The 22346-nt window shown below is 66.1% G+C and carries 20 protein-coding genes; 4 read left to right on the top strand and 16 right to left on the bottom strand.

The window, feature by feature from the left end:
- Positions 1-2 precede the first annotated feature (2 nt).
- Genes ACSQ3P_RS13235 through ACSQ3P_RS13220 form a run of 4 tightly spaced genes read right to left on the bottom strand, consistent with a single transcriptional unit; the run spans position 3 to position 4160 of the window.
- Positions 3-827, bottom strand: a complete 825-nt coding sequence (locus tag ACSQ3P_RS13235; protein ID WP_069689461.1) for a creatininase family protein — start codon at positions 825-827, stop codon at positions 3-5.
- A 47-nt stretch (positions 828-874) separates the two neighbouring features.
- A complete protein-coding gene (locus ACSQ3P_RS13230; RefSeq protein ID WP_436165987.1) occupies positions 875-1678 on the bottom strand; it encodes an ABC transporter permease in 804 nt (267 codons plus the stop codon).
- Positions 1675-2631 carry an ABC transporter permease gene (locus tag ACSQ3P_RS13225; protein ID WP_069689463.1) on the bottom strand — a complete coding sequence of 319 codons (957 nt, stop codon included), beginning with the start codon at positions 2629-2631 and terminating at the stop codon, positions 1675-1677. Before ACSQ3P_RS13225 ends, ACSQ3P_RS13230 begins: the two co-directional genes overlap by 4 nt.
- Positions 2628-4160, bottom strand: coding sequence for an ABC transporter substrate-binding protein (locus ACSQ3P_RS13220; protein ID WP_436165986.1), 1533 nt, complete (start codon positions 4158-4160; stop codon positions 2628-2630). The genes ACSQ3P_RS13225 and ACSQ3P_RS13220 overlap by 4 nt, the downstream gene beginning before the upstream one ends.
- Positions 4161-4423: 263 nt before the next feature.
- Here ACSQ3P_RS13220 and ACSQ3P_RS13215 point away from each other — a divergent pair, with 263 nt between their 5' ends.
- Positions 4424-5104 (top strand): GntR family transcriptional regulator, encoded by a 681-nt coding sequence (locus tag ACSQ3P_RS13215; RefSeq protein WP_436165985.1) that lies wholly within the window; start codon positions 4424-4426, stop codon positions 5102-5104.
- A 41-nt stretch (positions 5105-5145) separates the two neighbouring features.
- On the opposite strand, the gene ACSQ3P_RS13210 is transcribed toward ACSQ3P_RS13215, so the two are convergent.
- The 12 genes from ACSQ3P_RS13210 to ACSQ3P_RS13155 all read right to left on the bottom strand — a co-directional run bounded on the left by ACSQ3P_RS13210 (position 5146) and on the right by ACSQ3P_RS13155 (position 18227).
- The gene (locus tag ACSQ3P_RS13210; RefSeq protein ID WP_436165984.1) at positions 5146-6177 is read right to left on the bottom strand and encodes an Ldh family oxidoreductase; all 1032 of its coding nucleotides are present in this window, start codon (positions 6175-6177) and stop codon (positions 5146-5148) included.
- Entirely contained in the window at positions 6174-7874 is a 1701-nt protein-coding gene (locus ACSQ3P_RS13205; RefSeq protein ID WP_436165983.1) for a hydantoinase B/oxoprolinase family protein, read from the bottom strand. Before ACSQ3P_RS13205 ends, ACSQ3P_RS13210 begins: the two co-directional genes overlap by 4 nt.
- Positions 7875-7885: 11 nt before the next feature.
- On the bottom strand, positions 7886-9934 hold the full coding sequence (locus ACSQ3P_RS13200; RefSeq protein ID WP_436165982.1) for a hydantoinase/oxoprolinase family protein: 2049 nt from the start codon (positions 9932-9934) through the stop codon (positions 7886-7888).
- 261 nt (positions 9935-10195) lie between these two features.
- Positions 10196-10990, bottom strand: coding sequence for an ABC transporter permease (locus ACSQ3P_RS13195; RefSeq protein ID WP_436165981.1), 795 nt, complete (start codon positions 10988-10990; stop codon positions 10196-10198).
- A 12-nt stretch (positions 10991-11002) separates the two neighbouring features.
- Positions 11003-11887, bottom strand: coding sequence for an ABC transporter permease (locus tag ACSQ3P_RS13190; RefSeq protein ID WP_436165980.1), 885 nt, complete (start codon positions 11885-11887; stop codon positions 11003-11005).
- Positions 11884-12987 carry an ABC transporter ATP-binding protein gene (locus ACSQ3P_RS13185; protein ID WP_436165979.1) on the bottom strand — a complete coding sequence of 368 codons (1104 nt, stop codon included), beginning with the start codon at positions 12985-12987 and terminating at the stop codon, positions 11884-11886. The genes ACSQ3P_RS13190 and ACSQ3P_RS13185 overlap by 4 nt, the downstream gene beginning before the upstream one ends.
- Before the next feature lie 32 nt (positions 12988-13019).
- Positions 13020-14066, bottom strand: a complete 1047-nt coding sequence (locus ACSQ3P_RS13180) for an ABC transporter substrate-binding protein (RefSeq protein ID WP_310158870.1) — start codon at positions 14064-14066, stop codon at positions 13020-13022.
- Positions 14067-14141: 75 nt separating this feature from the next.
- Positions 14142-14810, bottom strand: a complete 669-nt coding sequence (locus ACSQ3P_RS13175) for an RraA family protein (RefSeq protein ID WP_103719694.1) — start codon at positions 14808-14810, stop codon at positions 14142-14144.
- A gap of 14 nt (positions 14811-14824) precedes the next feature.
- The gene (locus ACSQ3P_RS13170) at positions 14825-15631 is read right to left on the bottom strand and encodes a carbon-nitrogen hydrolase family protein (protein WP_436165978.1); all 807 of its coding nucleotides are present in this window, start codon (positions 15629-15631) and stop codon (positions 14825-14827) included.
- Between the two features lie 207 nt (positions 15632-15838).
- A complete protein-coding gene (locus tag ACSQ3P_RS13165; RefSeq protein ID WP_436165977.1) occupies positions 15839-16735 on the bottom strand; it encodes a LysR family transcriptional regulator in 897 nt (298 codons plus the stop codon).
- 89 nt (positions 16736-16824) lie between these two features.
- The gene (locus ACSQ3P_RS13160; protein WP_436165976.1) at positions 16825-17523 is read right to left on the bottom strand and encodes a flavin reductase family protein; all 699 of its coding nucleotides are present in this window, start codon (positions 17521-17523) and stop codon (positions 16825-16827) included.
- Positions 17520-18227 carry a GntR family transcriptional regulator gene (locus ACSQ3P_RS13155; RefSeq protein WP_069689475.1) on the bottom strand — a complete coding sequence of 236 codons (708 nt, stop codon included), beginning with the start codon at positions 18225-18227 and terminating at the stop codon, positions 17520-17522. The genes ACSQ3P_RS13160 and ACSQ3P_RS13155 overlap by 4 nt, the downstream gene beginning before the upstream one ends.
- A 255-nt stretch (positions 18228-18482) precedes the next feature.
- Here ACSQ3P_RS13155 and ACSQ3P_RS13150 point away from each other — a divergent pair, with 255 nt between their 5' ends.
- The 3 genes from ACSQ3P_RS13150 to ACSQ3P_RS13140 all read left to right on the top strand — a co-directional run bounded on the left by ACSQ3P_RS13150 (position 18483) and on the right by ACSQ3P_RS13140 (position 22192).
- Positions 18483-20051, top strand: a complete 1569-nt coding sequence (locus ACSQ3P_RS13150; protein WP_436165975.1) for an ABC transporter substrate-binding protein — start codon at positions 18483-18485, stop codon at positions 20049-20051.
- Positions 20052-20259: 208 nt separating this feature from the next.
- On the top strand, positions 20260-21252 hold the full coding sequence (locus ACSQ3P_RS13145; RefSeq protein WP_436165974.1) for an ABC transporter permease: 993 nt from the start codon (positions 20260-20262) through the stop codon (positions 21250-21252).
- Positions 21242-22192 carry an ABC transporter permease gene (locus ACSQ3P_RS13140; RefSeq protein WP_436165973.1) on the top strand — a complete coding sequence of 317 codons (951 nt, stop codon included), beginning with the start codon at positions 21242-21244 and terminating at the stop codon, positions 22190-22192. Before ACSQ3P_RS13145 ends, ACSQ3P_RS13140 begins: the two co-directional genes overlap by 11 nt.
- Positions 22193-22346: the final 154 nt, after the last annotated feature.

Genomic DNA, 22346 nt, shown 5'->3' with positions numbered 1-22346 from the left:
GCTCAGGCTTCGATCTTGCTGGCGAAATGCGCGATGAAGCGGGCGCAGATCTCGGTCAGCTTCTCGGTCAGCGCCGCCCCGGTCTCGGCCGAGCACAGCTTGGGATCGCCCTTGGCGACGCCGAGATTGTAAACCTCGTCATATTCGTTGGGCATTGCGACTTCCGCGCCCTCGAAGCTTGCGGTGCCCAGTCCGGTGAAGGGCAGGTCGAGGATGGGGTCGCGCTTCAACGGCTTGCCCTCCGGGATCAGATCCTTGCGGATCAATTCGGGGAAGAGATGCAGGCCGATCGAGGTCAGCGGGTCGGCGCCATGGCCGGAGACGGCGGCGGCCTTCTCGGCGCCGACGATCGAGGGCAGCAGGCCGTAGCCGATGCGCCAGAGATAGAGGCTCGGCAGCACAATCTGCTCGCGCAGATAGAGCTCGCGCGCGACCTCGCCGATCGGCCCGACATTGCCGCCATGGCCGTTGATCACGATGATGCGGGTCAGGCCGTTGCGATGCAGGCTGTCGACCATCTCGGCGATGACGGTGGTCAGCGTCGCCTGCGAGATCGCGATGCCGCCGGTCATCGAGCCGAACCAGTCGGCGCCGCCGAAGGGCAGGACCGGGGCGACGAGCGTGCGCGTGCCGGCCTTGGTGGCGCGGATGGCGGCCAGCTCGGCGATCTTCTCGGCCAGCAGATAATCGCCCATCGGCGCATGCGGGCCTTGATCCTCATGGCTGCCCATCGGCAGCAGGATCACGGGATTCGTCTTCAGGATCTCGCGGGCTTCGCCGCCGGAGATCGTGCCCATATGGACGAGCGGATCGGTCTTTGCAGCCATGGGTCAGGTTCCTGTGTCGAGGCTGGTGGTAAAGAGGTCCCGGCGGGTCAACGTCCCGACGTGCGTGGGTCGACGGCGTCGCGCAGCGCGTCGCAGAGCAGGTTCATCGCGAGGATCGTCAGCGTCAGCGCGGCGCAGGGCCAGACCAGGAGCAGCGGCGCCTGCTCCATGGTGGCGCGCGCGCCCCGGATCATCAGGCCCCAGGACGGAGCCGGCGGCACGACGCCGAGACCGAGGAAGGACAGGCCGCTCTCGAGCACCACGGCAGCGGCGACCGCCAGCGACAACTGCACCAGGATCGGGCCGGCGATGTTGGGCAGCACCGTGCGCAGCAGGATGTACCAGGTGCGCCCGCCGAGTGCGCGCGTCGCCTCGACATAGTCGCGCCCGCGCACCGAGAGCACCTCGGAATAGGTCACGCGCGCGAAGCCCGGCAGATACAGGACGGAAAGGACGAGGATCAGCGTCGCCGCGCCCGGTCCGAGCAAGGTCACCACGAGCAGCGCCAGCAGCACGGGCGGGAAGCACAGGATGATGTCCATGCTGCGCACCGACAGGAAGGCGGCGGTGCCGCGCGACCAGCCGCCGATCAGGCCGAGCACGACGCCGATGAAGCCCGCCGTCAGCGCCGAGGCGAAGGCGACGCCCAGGCTGGTGCGGGCGCCCCAGATCAGGCGAGAGAGCACGTCGCGGCCGAATTCGTCGCGGCCGAGCCAGGAGGTCACGGTCGGCGCGGCCAGTCGCCGGGCGATGTCCTGCCGCACCGGGTCGGGCAGGCCGAGCACGGGCGCGGCGATGGCGATGAGGATGATCAGCGCGACGAAGGCGCCGGGGAACCAGAGCCGCTTCATGGTGCGCTGACCCGGGGATCGAGGAGGGCGTGGATCAGTTCCACAATCAGGTTGATCAGCAGGAACAGCACCGAGATCGTCAGGACGATGCCGACCACCATCGGGTAGTCGCGCGCCTCGACCGCGCGCAGCAGCGGCGTCGAGAGGCCTGGCCAGTTGAAGACGTATTCGACCAGAACGGTGCCTCCCAGCAAGGTGCCCATCTGCAGGCCGAGCACGGTGACGACCGGGTTCAGCGCGTTGCGCAGCACATGGACGAAGAGCACGCGTCCGGGCGCGAGGCCCTTGGCGCGCGCGGTGCGGACATAGTCATTGGCCAGCGCGTCGAGCATCGAGGCCCGCGTCATCCGGAACAGCACGGCCGCCAGCCCCTTGCCGATGGCGATCGCCGGCAGGGTCAGGAGCTTGAGATGCAGGACGGGGTCCTGCGTCAGCGGCGTGAAGCCGCCGGCCGGCATCAAGCGCAGGGTCTGGGCGAACAGCAGCACGAGCAGCGTGCCGACCACGAAGACCGGTATCGCCAGCAGCAGGGCGGTGACGCCGGACGCGATCCGGTCGAACCGGCCGCCGCGATGCAGCGCCGCATAGACGCCGGCCGGCACGCCGATCGCGATCGCAAGCAGCGTCCCGGCGAAGATGAGCTCCAGCGTGCGCGGCAGCCTGAGCGCGATCTCGCTCAGCACCGGATAATCGTCGACGAGCGAATTGCCGAGATCGGCCCTGAGCAAGCCGGCGAGGAAGCTGCCATATTGCACCAGGATAGGCTGGTTGAGCCCGAGCTTCTCGCGCAGCTCTGCGACGGTCGCAGGGTCGGGCGAGGTGCCGCCGGTCGAAAGCAGGAGCTCGGCGGGATCCCCTGGCACCATGTGCAGCGCCATGAAGACGATCGTCGCGACGATCCAGGCCAGGACCAGCGCGATCAGGATGCGATGTGCGAACCAGATAGCGCTCATCCGAAGAAGGTCTCTTCGAGCATGCCGCCGGACGACGTCGTCAGCGCGCCGGGCAGGTTGGTGAAGCCCTTGACGCCCTTGTCCATGCCATAGCCCTGTTCACGCCAGGCAAGACCGACGAGCGGCACCTCCTCCAACGCCGCGCGCTGCATCTCCTTGTAGATCGCGACGCGCTTGGCCTGGTCGAATTCGGCGCGGCCCTTCGCCAGGGCGGCGACGGTGCGCGGCGCATCGACCTTGAAGGAGCGGCCATGGGTCGGCGAGAGCGAGGTGTCGAGCACCACAGTCAATCCGTCGGGATCGTTGTTGTCGGCGGAGACGCCGTGGATCGCCATGTCGTACTGGCCGCGCGAGCCTCTGGAGACGCGGGTCGACCAGTCCGGCAGCTGCAGCTCGCACTGGATGCCGATCGCCGCCAGATGCTGCTGCACGACCTCGGCGGTGTCCTTGTGCATGCCGAACTGCGCGGTTGAGAGCAGCGTCGTCTGGAAGCCGCTGGCATAGCCCGCTTCGGTCAGCAGCGCCTTGGCCCGAGCGGGGTCGTAGTTCCAGCCATGCGCCAGCTCCTTGTCGTACCAGGGCGTGCCCTCGACGATCGGCAGGCCTTCGAGCGGCTTGCCGCGGCCGAAGAAGGCGACCTTGACGATGTCCTCGCGCTTGATCGCGTGGGCGACGGCGCGGCGCACGCGCGCATCGTTGAAGGGCGGCTTCGTACCGTTGAAGAGCACGTCCATGAACGGCCCTTCGACAGTATCGAGCTTGAGGCGCGGATCGGCCTCGACTGCGGCCATGGACTGCCACGGCACATATTCGATCATGTCGACATCGCCGGACTGCAGCGCGGCATTGCGCAGGTTCTCGTCGGCATAGACGATGAATTTGATGCCCTTCAGCTTGGGGAAGCCGGGCTTGTAGAACTTCTCGAAGGCCACGAGGCTAAGCGAGCTGCCGCGCTCCTGCCCGACGAGTCGGAAGGGGCCGGCACCGATCGGCTCATTCGCCGTCGAGTTCCGCCAGATGATGAAGGTGTTGTAGTTGGCAAACCAGGTCGGCAGCGTCGCCTGGGGTTCCTTGGTGACGATGCGGATGCTGCGCGGGTCAGGGATTTCGACCCGCTCGATGCCCTGGAACTGGGAGCGCATATAGGCCGTCGATTTCTCGCCGGCGATCTGCTCGATCGACCACTTCACGTCCTCGGCAGTGACCGGCTCGCCATTATGGAACAGGCAGCCCTGGCGCAGCTTGAAGACCCAGGCGCCGTCCCCGTCGATCGCCCAGGATTCCGCCAGCTCGCCGCGCAATTCGCCCTTGCTGTCATAGGTGACCAGGCTGCGATGCGTCAGCATCTTGACCGTGCCGGCCGATGCGCCGGTAGAGACCCAGGGCTGGAGGTTGGGCGGAAAGGCCGAGAGGCCGAAGCGGAGAATGCCGTTGGCGCGCTGCGCCGCCGCAGGCCGGGAGAGGAGAGGCGATGCCAGCAGCGGAGCTGCGAGGCCTGCTCCGAGGACGGTGCGGCGGGAGATCGTCATGCGCTGATCCTTTGCTTCGGGCCGCATTCGGCGCCGGTTTCGGGCGTCGCCGCGCTGAGCAAGAAAAGCGCCATCATGGTGCGGTGCGCCCGGCGGCCCGAGCAGGCACATCCTGCGCCAGTCCCGGCTGCGCGCAAGCCTCTATTCGGTCTTTCCGCTCGTCGTGCAATTTCATGATGCCTCATGTATACGTGGCGGATGTTTTGATGTCTACGACCCCGCTCGCTATGAAATGCGGTCGCATGCTGCAAACGGATGGAAACATGAAGCCGCGCCAGGCGCAGCCATCGGTCACGAAGCCCGCCCGTGAGCGGGTCTATCTCTATGTCCGGGAAGAGATTCTGCGCGGGCATTTCGCCGGCGGCTCCTTCATCGAGGAGGAGCAGATTTCGTCCGCGATGAAGGTGTCGCGTACGCCCGTCCGCGAGGCGTTCCACCGGCTGGAGGCCGAGCGTTTCATCGACCTGCTGCCGCGCCGCGGCGCGCTCGTCCGGCAGGTGACGGCGCAAGAGCTTGTCGACCTCTACGAGACCAGGCGCATGATCGAAGGCTATGCGGTTGCCCGGATCTGCCAGCAGAAAATTCCCGTCCCAGCCGAGATGGCGACGATCCTCGATGAGATGGAGAAATTCGCCGGCGGCGATCATTTTCCGCGCGTCGAGCTCAACCGGCGTTTCCATTTCACCATGGTCGGTGCGCTCGGCAACGAGGTGTTGTCCGAGCTCTATCAGTCGCTCGGCTCGCGGCAGCAGCGTGTCGCGATGACGGCGATGAGCGTCGACCCCAACCGGGTCGATCGCATCCGGATCGAGCATCGCGCCTTGCTCGCGGCCTTGCAGGCGGGCGACGAGGCGCAGGCGCGCGCAGTGCTGGAGCAGCATCTGCGCCCGATCGTCGGCGTCGTCTCGCGGCTGCCGGGTTATGGGCCGGGCGAAGGCGACTGAGGCGCGCCGCAGCGTTGGAGGACGATGCGGTTGGGGCATGGTCATGCCGCCGCCGCATAAGCCTCGATCGTCTCGAACAGTTTGCGCGAGATCACGACGCCATCGCGTGCGGTGCGCTGGCGCGCGCCATTGCGTCTCTCGCCGGGAAGCCGCGCGCCGTCCTGCCCGGTGATCGCGCTGAACAGGCGCTCCAGACGGCTTGATGCGCCGTCTTCCGTCAGCGCTCCGAAATCGATCGCGATGAAGCATTGGCCCGTGCGGGGCGAGCCGCCGAGATTGTCGGCGAAGGAAGAGGCGTCGATCGAGAGATTGGCCCCGGTCAGCCAGGCGGCGAAGATCTCGACGATGAGGGCAAGCCCCGCGCCCTTGTAGCCGCCTGCCGGTACCATGGTGCCGCCCGCCAGCGCCGCCTTCGGATCGGTCGTCGGGTTGCCGTCCCTGTCGAGCGCCCAGCCGAGCGGGATCGGTTCGCCACGCTGCTGATGGACGACGATCTCGCTCTTGGCGACGACGCTCGAAGACTGGTCGAGCACGAGTGGCGGGCGGCCGGCGCGGGGCACGGCGATGGCGATCGGGTTGGTGCCGAAGACCGGTCGGGTGCCGCCCATCGGCGCGATCGAGGCCGGCGCATTGACGAAACCGAGCGCCAGCAGGCCCTCCCGAGCGATGCGCTCGACATGGTAGCCGACGACGCCGCAATTATAGGAATTGGTCACCGCCAGCGCGGCGATGCCCTGGGCCTTCGCCGCCTCGCATAGCGCCGGCAGACCAAAATCGATCGCCGGATGGGCAAAGCCGCCCTTGGCGTCGACACGGACCAGGCCGGGCTTGGGGCTGTCGAGCACCGGCCGCGCCCGGCCGTCGATCTTGCCGACCCTGGCATGCTCGCAATAGGTCGGCAGCCGGGCGAGGCCGTGGCTATGGATGCCCTCGGCCTCGGCTGCGACCACGGAGGCGGTGATCGCAGCTTCGTTGCGCGGGTCGACGCCGCAGGCGAGCAAGGCCCGTCGCGTCAGTGTCTCGACCTGCGCGAGGCTGAGCGGAACGCCGTCCGCTGGCTGATGAGCGCTCATGCCGCGGCTCCCTTCTTTATCTCGGCGCCATAGAGCGAGGCCGCCTGTTGCGGGCTGACCATGCCGTCGGCGAGATCCTTGGCGAGGCGCTGCGGGTCGCGCTTCCGAGGGTCGCCGAAGCCGCCGCCGCCGGAGGTCTCGATGGTGACGATGTCGCCGGCCGTCAGCGGAATGCCGGAGACTTTCGAGCGCAGCGAGAGCTGCGAGCCGTCAGTGCGGGTCACCGTGGTGCGGCTGAGCGAGCCGGGCTCGCCGCCCTGGATGCCATAGGGGGCGTGCCGGAAGCGCTCGAAATTGGTCGAGAGCGTGCCTTCCGCCGCATCGAGCCGCCATTCGCGCACGAGGCCCAGGCCCCCGCGGAACTGGCCGGCGCCGCCCGAATCCGGGATCAGTCCGTATTTCGTGAAGGTCACCGGATATTTCGCCTCGACCATTTCGATCGGGGCATTGGTGTTGTTGTGCAGGCCGCAGGACAGGGCGCTGGCGCCGTCGCCCTTGGCATGGCCGCCCCAGCCGCCGACCTCGATGTCGAAATAGACCTGGCGCTTGCCGGCAGGGTTGGTCGTCTGCAACGCGTAGACATAGGAGATCGCATAATAGGCCGCCGGAATGCGCTCGGGCACGATCTGCGCCAGCGCGCCGAATACGGCCGTTGCGATGCGGTGGTTGACGACCATGCGCCCCGCGACCGGCGCGGGGAAGGCGGCGTTGACGACGCTGCCTTCAGGCAGCGTCACGGTCACGGCGCGGTAGCAGCCGGAATTGGCCGGAATGTCGCCGCCGAGCGCCGCCAGCAGCGCGTAATAGACCGCCGAGCAGGTCATCGCCGGCGTGTTGTTGACGGGGCCGCGCACCTGGGGGCTGGAGCCGGCGAAGTCGAGCCCGATCGTCTCACCCGTCTTGGTGATCTTGACCTGGAGCCGGATCGGTTCGTCCGACTGGCCATCATCATCGACCAGTTCGACGAAGCAGGCCTCGCCATCCGGCAATGCCTTTAGCGCGGCGCGCATCATCCGCTCCGAGCCGTCGAGGATCGCCGCCATCGCCGCAGCGAGCGGGTCTGAGCCGTATTTCTTCGCCATGCGTGCGACCGCGCGCTCGCCGATGCCAAGCGCCGCGATCTGGGCGTTGAGGTCGCCGCGGGTCTCGTCGGGCTGGCGGACATTGTGCAGCAGCATCTCGAAGACGCCGCTGTTCAGCACGCCCTTGTCGACGAGCCTGAGCGGCGGGATGCGGATGCCTTCATGGAAGATTTCGGTCGCGCCCGCATAGTAGCTGCCGGCCGCGCCGCCGCCGACATCGACATGGTGGCAGAGCGTGCCGACGATGGCGACGCGCCTGCCATCGACGAAGACCGGCCGGAAGGTCTGGATATCGGGCAGGTGCTGGCCGCCGGAATAGGGATCATTGGTGACGATGACGTCGCCGTCGTTCCAGTGCTCGAGCGGGATGAAGCGGTCGAGGATCGTGCGCAGACAGTCCGACATCGAGTTGAGATGGACCGGAATACGCGCGGATTGCGCGATGTTGTTGCCCTGCGCATCGAAGACGGCGGTGGAGAAATCGAGGATCTCGCGCACCACGGTCGAGCGGCTGGTGCGCCAGATCGTGATGCTCATCTCCTCGGCTGCCGCGACGAGCGCGTTGCGGATCACTTCGAGGCGGATCGGGTCGATGCCGTGCTGAAGATCGCTCATGGTGTCAGACCTCAATGGCTGGCGCTGCGGTCGGCGACGAGCGCGCCCGAGGCATGGGTGAGGATCGTCCAGCCGGCTGGCAGATAGACCGAGGTATAGGGTTCCTCGACGATGGCGGGGCCGGCGAGGGGCTGGCTGCTGCTGATCGCATCCCGGTTCCAGACCGGTGTCGCGACCGCGCCATGGCGACCATGGACGGGCCGGCTGCGGGTCGAGGCCTCTGTTTGATGAAGGCCGCCGCGCGCGGGCACGGGTTTCGCCAACCCGCCGACCGCCTTCAGCCTGAGCGCCACGATCTCGACCGCGACCTGTGGCTCATCATAGGAGAAGCGCTGGCGATGCAGGTCGTGGAACGCCGCGGTCGCCTTGGCGACGCCAATCGCCGAGAAATCCGCCCCGTCCAGGGGCACGCGCAGATCGAAGGCCTGGCCGGCATAGCGCAGGTCGACGGCCCATTCGAAGCGCTGTGCTTCGGGGGCGACGCCGTCCTCTGCCAGCAGCGCCTGCGCCTCGGCGATGAGGCGCTTCGCCTTGTCACTGAGCGATGGCGCGAGCTCGGCGAAGAGCCCGATCTGCGTGGCGCTGAGATCATGGGCGATGTCGGACCAGAGGATGCCCCAGGCCGAGAGCGTCGAGGCATGAGCCGGGAAGATCACGCGGTTTATGCCGAGCTCTTCCGCGACCTCGCAGGCATGCACCCCGCCGGCGCCGCCAAAAGACAGCAGCGCGAAATCCTCGGGGTCCATGCCCTTCTCGAAGAGCGAGAGCCGTGTCGCGGTCGCGAGCGCTGAATTGGCCACGTCGATGACGCCGGCCGCGACCTGATCGATCGAGAGGTCGAGCCTGGCGGCGATCTCTTGCGCCGCCTTGCGCGCGGCCTCGCGGTCGAGCGGCATCGCTCCGCCCATGAAGCTCGCCCCGTCGAGACGGCCGAGCAACAGGTTGGCGTCGGTCACGGTCAGGCGGGTGCCGCCTTTGCCGTAGCAGGCCGGGCCGGGGTCGGCGCCGGCCGAATGCGGGCCGATGCGCAGGCGGTTGCCGTCATCGACCCAGGCGATCGAGCCGCCGCCGGCGCCGATGGTGCGCATCTCGATCATCGGCAGCCGCACCGGCAAGCCATCGACCTCGCCTTCATTGACCATCGAGATCTGGCCGTCATGGACGACCGAGACGTCGAAGGAGGTGCCGCCCATGTCGACGGCGACGAGATTGGGCTCGGAGAGCTCGACTGAGAGCCGCCTGGCCGCGGCCGCCCCGCCGCTCGGGCCTGAGAGCAGCAATCGCGCCGGCTCGCGTCCCGCCTTGGCAAGGCCCGAGACGCCGCCATTCGACTGCACGAGATAGACCTGGGCCTCGGGGATCTCATCCCTAAGCCGTCCGGCGAGCCGGTCGGTGTAACGCTGCACGATCGGCACCAGCATGGCGTTGAGCGCCGTCGTCGACATGCGCTCATATTCGCGGATCTCCGGCGAGATGTCGGAGGCGAGCGTGATCGCCACATTCGGCAGCAGCTCGGTGAGAAGCGCGCCGATGCGGCGCTCATGTGCAGGATTGGCATAGGCGTGCAGCAGGCAGACCGCGACCGACTTCACCTCGGCCCTGGCGAGCTCGGTCGCGATGCGGCGCACGCCGTCCTCGTCGAGCGGCACCGTGATCTTGCCCTCGGCGTTGACACGTTCGGTCACGCCGAAGCAGAAGCGGCGCGCGACCAGCGGCTCGGGCTGGGCAAGGGTGATCGCATAGACATCGGTGCGGCCATGCCGGCCGATCTGCATGACATCCTCGAAGCCCGCCGTGGTGACGATGGCGCCCAATGGCAGCTTGCGTTCGAGCACGGCATTGGTCGCGATCGTCGTGCCGTGCAGCAGGTATTGCACCGCCTGCATCGGAAAGCCGAAGCGCTCGGAGGCCTGGCGGATGCCGGTCAACAGGCCGATCGAGGGATCGGCCGGCGTGCTCGGCGTCTTGATCTGATGGATCGCGCCCGAGCTTGCATCGAGGATTTCGATGTCGGTGAAGGTGCCGCCGATGTCGACGGCGATGCGGATATCTTGCTGCATGAGGCAAAGCTCCGGTGCTCCCGCTCGCCAGGGCGAGCAGGTCATGTCTTGGAATTGGTGTTCGGTTCGGCCGCTCCCGAGCTGTTCAACGATCCAATTGGATCGTTGAACAGCTCTAGCTCTTTGTCTTGTCGCGTTTTCTTCACGCGAACCGGTGTCCACTTCGCTCGAAAACGCTCTAGCGGCCCGTCTCAGCGGAAATGGGGACCATCTGGCCTCCCTGGTCGCGCGGTTTCCATGTGTTTGAAACTCATTTGCGCGTCACTTCACGAAAGTCTTGGCGAGGCCGGATGTCCGGTCGACCACGAGCACGACGAGCAAGGTGAGGATGACGAGCAGGACCGAGAGCGACGCGACCAGCGGGTCGGCCTGCTGCTCGACATGGTGATACATCGCCACCGGCAGCGTCGAGATGCGCGGGCCGGTCATGAACAGCGACAGCACCACCTCATCGAAGGAGACCAGGAAGCAGAGCGCCGTCGTGCCGATCAGCCCCGATTTCATCATCGGCAAGGTGATGCGGCGGAACACGGTGAAGGGCGAGGCGCCAAGCGTCGCCGCCGCCTCCTCGATCGGGATCGGCAGGGTCGCGAGTGCGGTCGCCAGCACCCGGATCGCATAGGGTAATGTCACCACGAGATGAGCGGCGACCAGCCCCTGGAAGGTCGCGAGCAGGCCATAGCGTGAGAACACGATCAGGATGGCGAGGCCGAGCACGATGGTGGGCAGCAGCAGCGGCGCGGTGAACAGCGCGCTCATCGCTTCCGAGCCGCGGGGCTTGAGCCGCACCAGCGCATAGGCCGCCGGCAAGCCGATCAGCAGGCTCAAGACCGTCACTACGAAGGCGAGCAGCAGGCTCGTCCAGAAGGCCGAGGTCATCTTCCCATCAGCGAAGATCGCCGGATACCATTTTAGGCTCCAGCTCGAGGGCGGGAACATCATGTAGCTGTCGCCGGAGAACGAGATCGGCACGACGACGATCAGTGGCGCCAGCAGGAACACGAACATCGTGAGCGCCATGAGCTTCAGGGCGAGCGAGACGGGACGTTCATCCATGATCAGCCTCCCTCACATGATCGCGCGTAGAGCGCGGGTATAGAGCACGAGCGCGCCGCCGAAGATGACGAGCACCAGGATCGAGAGCGTGGCAGCCAGCGGCCAGTGCAGCGTCACGATCGCCTGATCATAGATCTCGGTGGCGAGCAGGAAGACGCGGCCGCCGCCAAGCAGCTTCGGCGTGATGAAGGAGGAGACCGCGAGCACGAAGCAGAGCAGGCAACCGAGCGCGATGCCCGGCAGTGTCAATGGCAGGATGATGCGGCGGAAGATCGTGAAGGGCGGCGCGCCCAATGTGGAGGCGGCTTCCTCGACGCGCGGATCGAGCCTACCGAAACCGGCGAGCAGCGCCAGGATCATATAGGGCATCAGGATCTCGGTGAGGCCGATGACGACGCCGGTCTTGTTGAACATCAATCGCAGCGGCGCGATGCCGATGGCGGAAAGCGCGTTGTTGACGAGCCCGCTATCGGAGAGGATCGCAATCCAGCCATAGGTGCGCACCACCGCCGAGGTCAGCAATGGCGAGATCACCAGCACGAGCAGGATGGTCCGCCAGGTGCCGCTGGAGCGGTGCAGATAAAGTGCGATCGGGTAGGAGCAGACCAGGGTCAGCAGCGTGATGCCGAGGCTGACCGTGATGCTGTTCAGGATCAATTCGGCGTAGAACGTGTCCTGGAAGACAGTGAGCCAGGTCGCGAGCGTATAGACCTCGCGCATCGCGCCGGTCGGCTCGACCTCGTAGAACGACATCCGCGCCAGATTCAGCACCGGCACGAGGAAGCCGAGCGCATTGACCAGCGCTATCGGCGCGATCAGCAGGGCGACCAGCGCAAGGCCGCTCCTGCGCGCGTCCGAGACCGGCGCCGGGGCCGCGATGGCGGCAGCCGCGCTCACGCTGCGGCTCCGTAGACGAAGACGTCCTGCCGGCGCCAGGACAGGATCACGGCGGCGCCCGGTTGCAGCACGGTCTCGCCGCCGCGCGTCGCCAGCTCGACCGAGACGATCTGCCCGGCGACATCGACGTCGTATTGCAGGATATCGCCGGCGAAGATGGTGCGCGCGACAACGCCGGAAACGCGGTGGTCGCCGGCCGTCACATCCGCGCCCGCTGCCGACAGCGCGACGCGGTGCGGGCGGACCATGATCTCGACGGGGCCGGAGAGGCCGGCTTGCGCGGCGAAGCTTTCGCCGGCGAATTCGGCCACGCCGTCCCGGGCCGTGGCCTTCAGCCGGTTGCTGCGGCCGACGAAGCCGGCGACGAAGGCGGTCTTCGGCGTCTCGTAGAGATCGACCGGCGTGCCGACCTGTTCGAGCCGGCCCTGGTTCATGACCACGACCTTGTCGCACATAGTCAAGGCCTCGACCTGGTCATGCGTCACGAAGATCGCGGTGATGCCGAGCCGCTTCTGGATGTCGCGGATTTCATTGCGCATCTCGTCGCGCAATTTGGCGTCGAGATTGGAGAGCGGCTCGTCGAGCAGCAGGATCGAAGGGCGCACGACGAGTGCGCGCGCCAGTGCCACGCGCTGCTGCTGGCCGCCGGAAAGCTGGCTCGGCCGGTGCTCCTCCTTGCCGGAGAGATGCACGAGCGCGATCGCCTCCTTCACGCGCCGGGTGATCTCGTCCTTGCCGACCTTGCGCATCTCCAGCCCGAAGGCGACGTTCCTGGCCACGCTCATATGCGGAAACAGCGCGTAGCTCTGGAAAACCAGGCCCATGTCGCGGCGGTGCGTCGGGACCTCGGTCAGGTCCTGCCCGCCGACCACGATGCGGCCCGATGTCGCCGGCACCAGGCCGGCGATCATCCTGAGCGAAGTCGTCTTGCCGCAGCCGGAGGGGCCGAGGAAGGCGACGAGCTCGCCCTTGGGAACCTCGAGATCGAGATTGTCGACCGCCGCAAAGCCGCCATAGCTCTTGGTCAGCCCCTTGAGCGAGAGGAAGCCCTCGCCGGCTTGGCCGGCGGCCGGAGCGGTGATGCGGTCGGTCATGATCATGCAAGCCCTATCGTACAAGCCCTTCGGTTCGATCAGCGGCTCAGCGGGATCACCTTGCGGCGCCACTGGTCCATGATCGGCTCGCGGACCTTGGCGAGAGCGATCCAGTCGACCGGGATGACCTTGTCCATCGACTTGACGGCGGTGCGGGCGATCGCCGCCTCCGAAATCAGCGCCTTGGCGTTGGTCGGAGCGTAGAACATGCTCTCGGTGAAGGCCTTCTGCGCCTCGGGGCTCAGCGCGTAGTCGATGAACTTGGCGGTGGCGTCCTTGCCCGGCCCGCCGGCTACATGGTTGATCGTGTTGATCTGGAAGACGCTGCCTTCCTGCGGCAGCACGGCCTTGAGCTTGCCGTTGGAGCTGTCGGCATTGACTTGGGCGCGCGCGTTCCAGCCGGCTCCGATAACCGCCTGTCCGGAGATGATCACCGGATAGACCTCCGGCTTGGGCTCCCAGGTCTGGACGTTGGGCGCGATCTCGCCCATCGCCGCGATGCCCTTGTCGACGCTGCGGATATGGTTGAAGCCGCCGCGCGCCTTCTCCAGGATCAGGACGAGCGAGAGGCCCTGGATATCGGGCATGCCGGGGATCGCGACCTTGCCGGCGTATTTCTTGTCGGCGAGATCCATCCAGCTCGTGGGCGCCTCTTTCACGACGTCGGAGTTGTAGAGCATCACCAGGTTGTCGAAGGTCACCGCGACGCCGTCGACATCGGCGATGCGCGCGGCCGAGAACAGGTCGGCGACGTTGGGGCTGGTCTTCTCGTCGATCTTGACCAGCAGCTTCTCGTCGGTTGCGGCCTTCGAGACCGAGACGTCCATGATCGCGACGTCGGCCTGCGGCGCGGCCTTCTGGGCGCGCAGATTGCCCAGCATCTGGGCCGAGTTCGGCATCGGGAAATATTCGATCTTGATGCCGGGATTGGCCTTCATGAACGGCTCGACCACCGCCTTGGTGTAGCGCTCCTGGAACAGGCCGGAATAGGCCATCAGCGTCACGGTCTGCTGGGCCATGGCGGAATGGGACGAAAGCCCTGCCGCGATGGCGGCGGCAATGGCGAATTTGGTCGAAATCTGCATGCGAAATCCCCTCTCTTGTGATGCGCGGGCGGTTATCCGCCCGTCGTCAGGCTGTTCAGTCGATTCTTCCGGTCCTTAGGCCTTGGCGAGCTTGCCCTCCACCATGGCGGTCGCGCCGGAGATGTCGGGCAGTTTCTCGCCCTTGCGCAGGCGCTCCAGCAGCACGAGCTCCTGCTGCTGCATCTCGATCGCGCGGCGGGCATAGGCTTCCGCGGTGGCGGCCTTGAGCACGACGACGCCGCTTTCGTCGCAGAGCACGGCATCGCCGGGCTCGATCGTCTGGCCGCCGACGCTGACCGGCACGTTGATCGCGCCCTCCGTGCCGAGGATCTTGGTGGTGATCGGCGAGGGGCCGCGGCACCACATCGGCATGTCGGTCTTGACGATCTCGGAGAAGTCGGTCGCCGGGCCGTCGATCACGCCCGCTGTCACGCCTGCGAGTTTCATGGAATGGGTCACGACGCCGCCCCAGCAGGCATGCTTGGTGTCGCCGCAGCGGTCGATGACGACGACATCGCCCGGCCGCACCATCTTGGTCAGGTAGTGCAGGGCAGTCGAGTCCGCATGCGGGATGCGGATGGTGACGGCGGTGCCGGCGACGCGCTTGGTCGGCAGGACCGCGCGGATCTCACGATCGACGAAACCGGAATGCAGCACATGGCCGATGGTCGCGACTTCGCATTGCTCGAGCAGGGCGACGAGGTCGGCGGAGATCTGCGCCGGCATGGGATTGACGATGAACATGATGGGCTTTCCGCTCAGGCGACGACGTGGTGGTTGGCGACAGGCACGGCCGCGCGGACCTTGGCCGTGTAATCGAAATCGAGCCTTGCACTGGTCGTGCCGACGCCGTCGGAGGCCTGCGCTGCGATATGGCCCCAGGGATTGATCACCATGGAGTGGCCGTAGCAAGCGTTCTTGCCCTGGGCATGGGTGCCGGTCTGGCCGGTCGCCAGGAACCAGGTCTGCGTCTCGCAGGCGCGCGCCCTCGCCAGCAGCTCCCAATGGTCCTTGCCGGTCATCAGCGTGAAGGCGGCGGGCAGGACGATGATGTCGGCGCCGGCGTCGCGCAATTTGCGGAAGAGCTCGGGGAAGCGGATGTCGTAGCAGATGGCGCAGCCGACGGTGGTGTCGTCGACCTTGTAGGTGACGATGTCCTTGCCGCGCGAGACCATGTTGGATTCACGGTAACTGACGCCGCCGGGCGCATCGACGTCGAACAGGTGGATCTTGCGGTAATGCGCGATCTGCTTTCCGTCCGGCCCGAACACGATGGTGGCGTTGAAATAGTCGTCGCCGTCGCGCTCGCAGACGCTACCGGCATGCAGCGTGATGCCGTGCTTTTCGGCCAGGCCCGACATCAGGCGGTAGCTCTCGCCATTTGGGAAGGTCTCGGCGCTGTCGCGCATCGCCTCCGGGCTGCCGTCGAGGAAGGCGTAATATTCCGGCAGGACGACGAGATCGGGATTCTCCTCGGCGACGACCTTCTCGATCAGCGCCTTGGCCATTTTGAGGTTCGCGGATTTGTCATCCTGCGAGTTCATCTGGATGAGCGAGACTTTCACCGGCGTTCTCCCTGCAAAGGCCTTGAGCGTGACGCGTGACGAGGAAGCCCGGTTGCCGGGTAACATCATGCTCTGTTGCGGCCGTCTCGCAGCAGACCAAACCTGGCGAAGCGCGGCAAACGCGAAATTCTTGTTCGCCTCGACAAGAATTGCTTATGAGACCGGCATGGTCAGCCCCTGCCGCATTCGCGGGCAGGGGCGACGCCGTCAGGCGGTTGGTTGCGTGGCCGCGATCTCGACCGCCATGTCCGCGATCAGCGCCGGCAGGGCATTGCCGGGATTGTCGGCGAAGACGGCATGGAAATGCAGTGCCGGCAGCCGGGCGTCGACATCGAGCGTGCGGAGTTCGCCGCTGTCGAGGAACTCCTGCACCACGACCTGCGCCAGCGCCGCGACGCCGACGCCGTCGCGCAGCAGCCGCGTGACGGTGGCAAGCGAGTTGGCGTTGAAGATGCGCACCGCCCCCGCATCGAGCCCCGCGAGTTCGATCGCGCGCAAAATAGCCTGATGGGGCTGGGAGCCCTTGGAATGGGCGAAGATCGGATAGTCGCCGAAATCGGAGATGGCCAGCCGCCCCGGTTTCAGGGCAAGGCGCGGCGAACCAACCCACACGCATTCGAAGGTGCACAGCTCGATGTTGCGGATATGGGGCGCCACCACGGGCCCCATGATCAGGCCGAGATCGATCTGGCCGTCCTGGATCTGGCGGGCGAGGTTGAGGCTGGTGTCGACGTTCAAATCGATCGTGATATTGGGATAAGCGACCTTCACCCGCTCGATCAGTCGCGGCAGCCAGGCATAGACGATCGAGTCGATCGCCCCGATCATGACCGTGCCGCGCATCTGCCCGGTATCGGCGATCAGCCGCTCCAATTCGCCGACCATGCGCACGATCGCCTCGGCCTGGGGCAAGGCGCGTTGGCCATGCGAGGTCAGGCTGACGGTGCGCAGATCGCGCTCGAACAGGCGCACGCCGAGCTCGCGCTCCAGGGTGGCGATGCGGTTCGAGACGGCGGCCTGGGTCGTGCAGAGCTTGTCGGCCGCGACCGAAAAATTCCGCAATCGCGCGACCCAGACGAAGGTTTCGAGAAATTTGAGGTTCAAATCGGGGCCGCTTCGCGTGAGGGCGCGGCGCCAGCCTGCGCCGCCCGCTTTGACTTAGCCCCGTTTACCCCTCGTCGTGAAGGACTGAACTAACGCCGCCGGTTCGCCGCGGCGGGATCGGACTGCCATGTCGCTGCCGACATGGTCGGCAGGTCGAAATAGTCGCGTGTCGTCGCATAGCCATGGCCGCCCATGCGGCCCACGGCGTCGAGTGCGGCGGGATCGACATAGAGCTTCTCGGCATCGATCGTATCGGCGCGGAAATGCGCATAGACCACCTCGCCCAGGATGATCTCGCGCGAATTGCCGATGCCGAGCGTGGTGTGGTGGCGGCATTCGAACGCCGCCGGCGCCTGGCCGATCCAGGGGCAGGGCACCTTGACGCCGGGCATGGCGGTGAGGCCGGCTTGAGTCAGCTCGTCGATGCCGGGCTCGAACGGCACGGCGCAGATATTCATGCCCTCGACCAGCGCGTCGGAGACGATGTTGACGGTGAAGGCGAGCGTCTCGCGGACATTGCGGCCGGTGTCCTTCTGCCCGCCGGTCGGCCGGTATTCGACGCCGAGCGCCAGGATCGCAGGATCGGCCGAGAGGCAGTTGAAGAACGAGAACGGCGCGGCGTTGACGACGCCCTGAGCATCGACCGTCGTCACCAGTGCGATCGGGCGCGGCACGACCGCACCGATCAGCAGCTTGTAGCGCTCGCGCGGCGAAAGCTTCGCGAAATCGAAGGTGACGACCGGCGGGGCTGCCTCGATGGGCTTCGGCTCTGTCGACAGGTCGGTCACGGCGGGTTCAGTCCTTCGCTGAGGGCATAGGGGGCGAGCAGGTCGCGGATGTCGCGCTCGGCGCGCGGCGTCAGCAGGGCCCGCGTCACCACGGCCTGGAGATGGTGGTCCATGAGATGGGCGGCGCGTGCGCCATCGCCCGCCCGCAGGGCCTCGATCAGCTGGCGATGCTCCGAGACCGCGCATTCCGAGGAATGCGGCCGGCCATAGATCGCCAGGATCAGCGAGCAGCGCGAGGAGACCTCCTGGACATAGCGCAGCAGCAGGGCGTTGCCGGTCATCTCGGCGAGCTTGATGTGGAACTCGCCGGCGAGCCGGATGGATTCAGGCCCGTCCTGGCCATGCGCCTTGTCCTCTTGCCGGACATGATCCTCGAGCTCGGCGGCCTGTGCGGCGGTGAGCCGTCCGGCGAGGTTCTCGGCGACGAGGCGCTCGAGCCCCCGGCGCACATCGAAGACGTCGCGCGCTTCCTCCAGGGTCGGATAGGCCACCGAGGCGCCGCGATTGGGCTTGAGCTCGACCAGGCCTTCGACGGCCAATCGACCGAAGGCCTCGCGCACCAGGGTGCGGCTCACCCCGAGCTGCTCGCCGATCGAATCCTCTGGCAGCTTCATGCCGGGCTTCAATGCCTGTTCGATGATGGCGCGCCGGAGCGCTCTGTATACCGATTGCGCGCGCAATCCGGGTTGGCGGGAATCGGTCATCGCAGCCCGTTTCTGTCCTGGTTCAGCCCTCTGAGGCTCACTCCATGTCACGGGATTCGGCTCCGCTCCAGTTTTTCGCTTGTCTTCAATAATCGCATACAATACGATATCATAATCGTATGCAAGATTGATTATTAATCGCACACGAATTGCCGCGGAAAGCGCCAATCTGGCTGAGAATGCGGCATCGACGAGGGTGGCGGGCCGGGCGAGCGCCAAAGACGCGCAGCGGGCTCATCGAAAGGGAGAGTTTCGATGAAGAGAGCTTGGATGCTGGCGGCCATCGCCGCTTTCGCGCTGACTGGCGCGGCCGAGGCGAAGACGCTGAAATGGGGCGCGGCGCGCGAGATCGCTTCGCTCGACCCCTATTCCTATGGCGACACCTTCACGCTTTCGGTGCTGAACCATGTCTATGAGGGGCTGGTGCGCTACACCGGCGATCTCAAGATCGAGCCGGCACTGGCGGAGTCCTGGGAGACGGTCTCGCCGACGGTCTGGCGCTTCAAGCTCCGCCAGGGCGTGAAGTTCCACAACGGCAACCCGTTCACGGCCGACGACGTCGTCGCTTCGCTGGAGCGCGTCACCAACGATGCCTCGCCGCTCAAGGGCAATCTGCCGGCCTACAAATCCTCGAAAAAGATCGACGACTACACTGTCGAGATCGAGGTCAACGGCCCTTACCCGCTGCTGCTGAACGACCTCACCAACATCTTCATCTTCAACAAGGCCTGGCTCGTCGCCAACAACTCGCTGCTGCCGACCGATTCCGGCAAGGGCGTGAAGGGCTATGCCACCGACAACGCCAACGGCACCGGCCCCTTCATCGTCGAGAGCCGCCGCGCCGACGCCAAGACCGTCTACGTCAAGAACCCGAACTGGTGGGACAAGCCCCAGCACAACATCGACACGATCGAGTTCCTGCCGATCGCCTCGGCCTCGACCCGTGTCGCGGCGCTGCTCTCGGGCGAGATCGACTTCACCAATGTTGCTCCGCTGCAGGATCTGCCGCGCCTGTCGGCCTCGCCCGAGGTCAAGGTGCTGCAGACCAATGAACTGCGCACCGTGATCTTCGCGCTCAATCTCAAGGACACGCTGTTCGAGAGCGATGTGAAGGATAAAAATCCGCTCAAGGATATCCGCGTTCGCGAGGCGCTCTACCGCGCCATCGACATCGACGCCGTCCAGAAGCGCGCCATGCGCGGCCTGTCGCGCAACACCGGCGCCCTGATCGCTCCGGCCATTCCCGGCTATGAGCCTTCGCAGGATGTGCGCCTGCCCTTCGACCTCGACGGCGCCAAGAAGCTGCTGGCGGCGGCGGGCTATCCCAACGGCTTCTCCTTCCAGATGAACTGCCAGAGCGACGGTCTCGTCAATGAGGAGGAGTTCTGCCAGGCGGTCGCCTCGATGTGGTCGCGCGCCGGCTTGCGGCCCAATCTGAGCCTCGGCCCGCGCAGCCAGCAGACGCCCAAGCGCGTCAAGGGCGAGTTCGACGTGATCTCCTTCGGCTGGGCCAATGAGCCGATGATCGACGCCTATTCGATCCTGATCCAGGTGATGCGCTCGAAGAGCGGTTCGGGTGGCGTGTTCAACTGGGGCAATTGGGGCGATCCGCGCATCGACGCGCTGATCGACAAGGCCGGCGTCGAACTCGACAACGGCAAGCGCATCCCGATGATGATGGAGGCGCTCAAGATCGCCAAGGCCGAGCACCTCTTCATCCCGCTGCACCAGCAGCCGATGGCCTGGGCGATGCGCAACACCGTGGCCGCGACCGTGCAGGCTTCCGACAACAAGCCGAGGCTGTGGCTGACGACGATGAAGTGAGGTCGCTGTCATTCCGGGGTGCGCCGCGAGCGCGAACCCGGAACCCACGACCGGGCGAGCGGCTGCAATCGCCGCTTGTCCTTGCGGCACCCAGTCGTGGGTTCCGGGTTCTTCGCGGAGTTTATCCTCGGGCCGACCGAAGGTCGGACCCGAGGGCGAAGCCCCGGAATGACGGCAGGGTTCGCGCAGCTTAGGGAGCAGAACGACGATGCCGGCCTTCCTCTTCAAACGATTGCTGAACGCGGCCGGCGTCATGCTCGCGGTCGCCTTCCTCGCCTTCCTGATCTTCCGCTTCGTCGGCGATCCCGTCGAACTGATGCTGAACGAGCAGGCGAGCCAGGCGCAGCGCGACGAATTGCGCATCAGGCTCGGGCTCGACAAGGGCTTCTTCCTGCAGTTCGCGACCTTTGTCGGCAATGCGCTGCATGGTGATTTCGGCATCTCCTACCGCAACCAGCAGGAGGTCTTCACGCTGATCTCCGAGCGCTTCCCCGCGACCTTCGAGCTGGTGCTGGTGGCGACTTTCCTGTCGCTCGCGGTCGGAATTCCGCTGGGTGTCTACACCGCCATCAAGCGCGACAGCTGGTTGGCCAAATTCCTGCAATTCGTCTCGGTGCTCGGCGTCTCGCTGCCGAGCTTCGCGCTCGGCATCCTGTTCATCCTGCTGTTTTCGGTGACGCTGCAATGGCTGCCGGCCTTCGGGCGCGGCCAGGTCGTGCAGCTCGGCTGGTGGAGCACGGGATTCCTCACACCCTCTGGCCGGTTGGCGCTGATCCTGCCGGGCATCACGCTTTCGCTCTTCCAGATCACGCTGGTGATGCGGTTGGTCCGGGCCGAGATGCTGGAGACGATGCGCACCGATTTCATCCGCTTCGCCCGGGCGCGCGGACTGACGCTGCGCGCAGTCCACTTCCGCCACGCTTTGCGCAATTGCCTGATGCCGGTGATCACCGTGACGGGGCTGCAGATCGGCAATCTGATTGCCTTCGCGCTGGTGACGGAGACGGTGTTCCAGTGGCCGGGCATGGGCCTGCTCTTCGTCCAGGCCGTGACCTTCGTCGATATCCCGGTGATGGCCGCCTATCTGATCGTGGTCTCCTTCATCTTCGTCTCGCTGAACACGCTGGTCGACCTGCTCTACGCCTATGTCGATCCGCGCCTGCGCGAAGATGCGATCTCGGGAGCCGCCAATGCCCGCTGAATCTGCAAAGGCCCTGGATGCCAAGAAGCCCGGCCGTCTGCGGCGTTTCCTCGACAGCGATATCGGCTGGAGTTTCCGGCGCACGCCGGCGGCCTGGCTCTCGGCGATCGTGCTCGTCCTGCTGATCGCCACGGCGTTGCTGGCCCCGCTGATCGCAGTTCAGAACCCGTACGACCTCTCGCAGATCTTCATCGATAAGGCCGAGATCCCGCCGATCTGGGCCAAGGATGGCGAGTGGCCCTTTCTGCTCGGCACCGACCCGCAGGGGCGCGACGTGCTCTCCGCCATCCTCTACGGCACACGCGTCTCGCTGATCATCGGGATCGCCGCCGTCATCGTCTCGATGGCGCTGGGCGTCAGCATCGGACTGGTCTCCGGCTATTATGGCGGGCGCATCGATAATCTGCTGATGCGGCTCGGCGATACCGTGCTCTCGATCCCGACGCTGCTGATGGCGATCCTGGTCAGCGCGATCTTCCGCGAGCTCTTGCCGCCGGCGCTGCGCGAGCCCTTCGCCGCCGTCGTGCTCGTGGTCTCGATCTCGCTGACGAACTGGGTGCAATATGCCCGCACGGTCCGCGCCTCGACCATGGTCGAGCGTCGCAAGGAATATGTGCTGGCCGCTTGCATCATCAAAGTCGCGGCGACACGGATCATGGCCCGCCATATCCTGCCCAACACGCTCACCCCCGTGATGGTGGCGGCAACGCTGAATCTCGGCCTCGCCATCCTGTCGGAGGCGACGCTCTCCTTTCTGGGCGTCGGCATGCCGATCACACAGCCTTCGCTGGGCACGCTGATCCGCATCGGCAACCAGTATCTCTTCTCCGGCTCCTGGTGGCTGGTCGTCTTCCCCTCGCTCCAGCTCGGATTGATCGTGCTCTCGGTCAACTTGCTGGGCGACTGGCTGCGCGACGCGCTGAACCCGAAGCTGCGGTGATGACGGCGAGGCGATGCCCTTTCCCGTCATGGTCGGGCTTGTCCCGGCCATCCACGTCTTCCTCGATCGAGGGGCGTGTCCAAGACGTGGATGCTCGCCACAAGGGCGAGCATGACGGGGCGGCAAGCTCGACCGTGACGCTTAAAAAACAACG

The organism is Allobosea sp. LjRoot9 (genome assembly GCF_964252745.1).
Lineage (GTDB): Bacteria > Pseudomonadota > Alphaproteobacteria > Rhizobiales > Beijerinckiaceae > Allobosea.
This window is presented reverse-complemented; position numbering and strand designations above follow the sequence as displayed.

Coding starts and splice junctions, on each gene's coding strand:
- ACSQ3P_RS13235 (WP_069689461.1), bottom strand. CDS start 827: ATGGCTGCAAAGACCGATCCGCTCGTCCATATGGGCACGATCTCCGGC.
- ACSQ3P_RS13230 (WP_436165987.1), bottom strand. CDS start 1,678: ATGAAGCGGCTCTGGTTCCCCGGCGCCTTCGTCGCGCTGATCATCCTC.
- ACSQ3P_RS13225 (WP_069689463.1), bottom strand. CDS start 2,631: ATGAGCGCTATCTGGTTCGCACATCGCATCCTGATCGCGCTGGTCCTG.
- ACSQ3P_RS13220 (WP_436165986.1), bottom strand. CDS start 4,160: ATGACGATCTCCCGCCGCACCGTCCTCGGAGCAGGCCTCGCAGCTCCG.
- ACSQ3P_RS13215 (WP_436165985.1), top strand. CDS start 4,424: ATGAAGCCGCGCCAGGCGCAGCCATCGGTCACGAAGCCCGCCCGTGAG.
- ACSQ3P_RS13210 (WP_436165984.1), bottom strand. CDS start 6,177: ATGAGCGCTCATCAGCCAGCGGACGGCGTTCCGCTCAGCCTCGCGCAG.
- ACSQ3P_RS13205 (WP_436165983.1), bottom strand. CDS start 7,874: ATGAGCGATCTTCAGCACGGCATCGACCCGATCCGCCTCGAAGTGATC.
- ACSQ3P_RS13200 (WP_436165982.1), bottom strand. CDS start 9,934: ATGCAGCAAGATATCCGCATCGCCGTCGACATCGGCGGCACCTTCACC.
- ACSQ3P_RS13195 (WP_436165981.1), bottom strand. CDS start 10,990: ATGGATGAACGTCCCGTCTCGCTCGCCCTGAAGCTCATGGCGCTCACG.
- ACSQ3P_RS13185 (WP_436165979.1), bottom strand. CDS start 12,987: ATGATCATGACCGACCGCATCACCGCTCCGGCCGCCGGCCAAGCCGGC.
- ACSQ3P_RS13180 (WP_310158870.1), bottom strand. CDS start 14,066: ATGCAGATTTCGACCAAATTCGCCATTGCCGCCGCCATCGCGGCAGGG.
- ACSQ3P_RS13175 (WP_103719694.1), bottom strand. CDS start 14,810: ATGTTCATCGTCAATCCCATGCCGGCGCAGATCTCCGCCGACCTCGTC.
- ACSQ3P_RS13155 (WP_069689475.1), bottom strand. CDS start 18,227: ATGACCGATTCCCGCCAACCCGGATTGCGCGCGCAATCGGTATACAGA.
- ACSQ3P_RS13150 (WP_436165975.1), top strand. CDS start 18,483: ATGAAGAGAGCTTGGATGCTGGCGGCCATCGCCGCTTTCGCGCTGACT.
- ACSQ3P_RS13145 (WP_436165974.1), top strand. CDS start 20,260: ATGCCGGCCTTCCTCTTCAAACGATTGCTGAACGCGGCCGGCGTCATG.
- ACSQ3P_RS13140 (WP_436165973.1), top strand. CDS start 21,242: ATGCCCGCTGAATCTGCAAAGGCCCTGGATGCCAAGAAGCCCGGCCGT.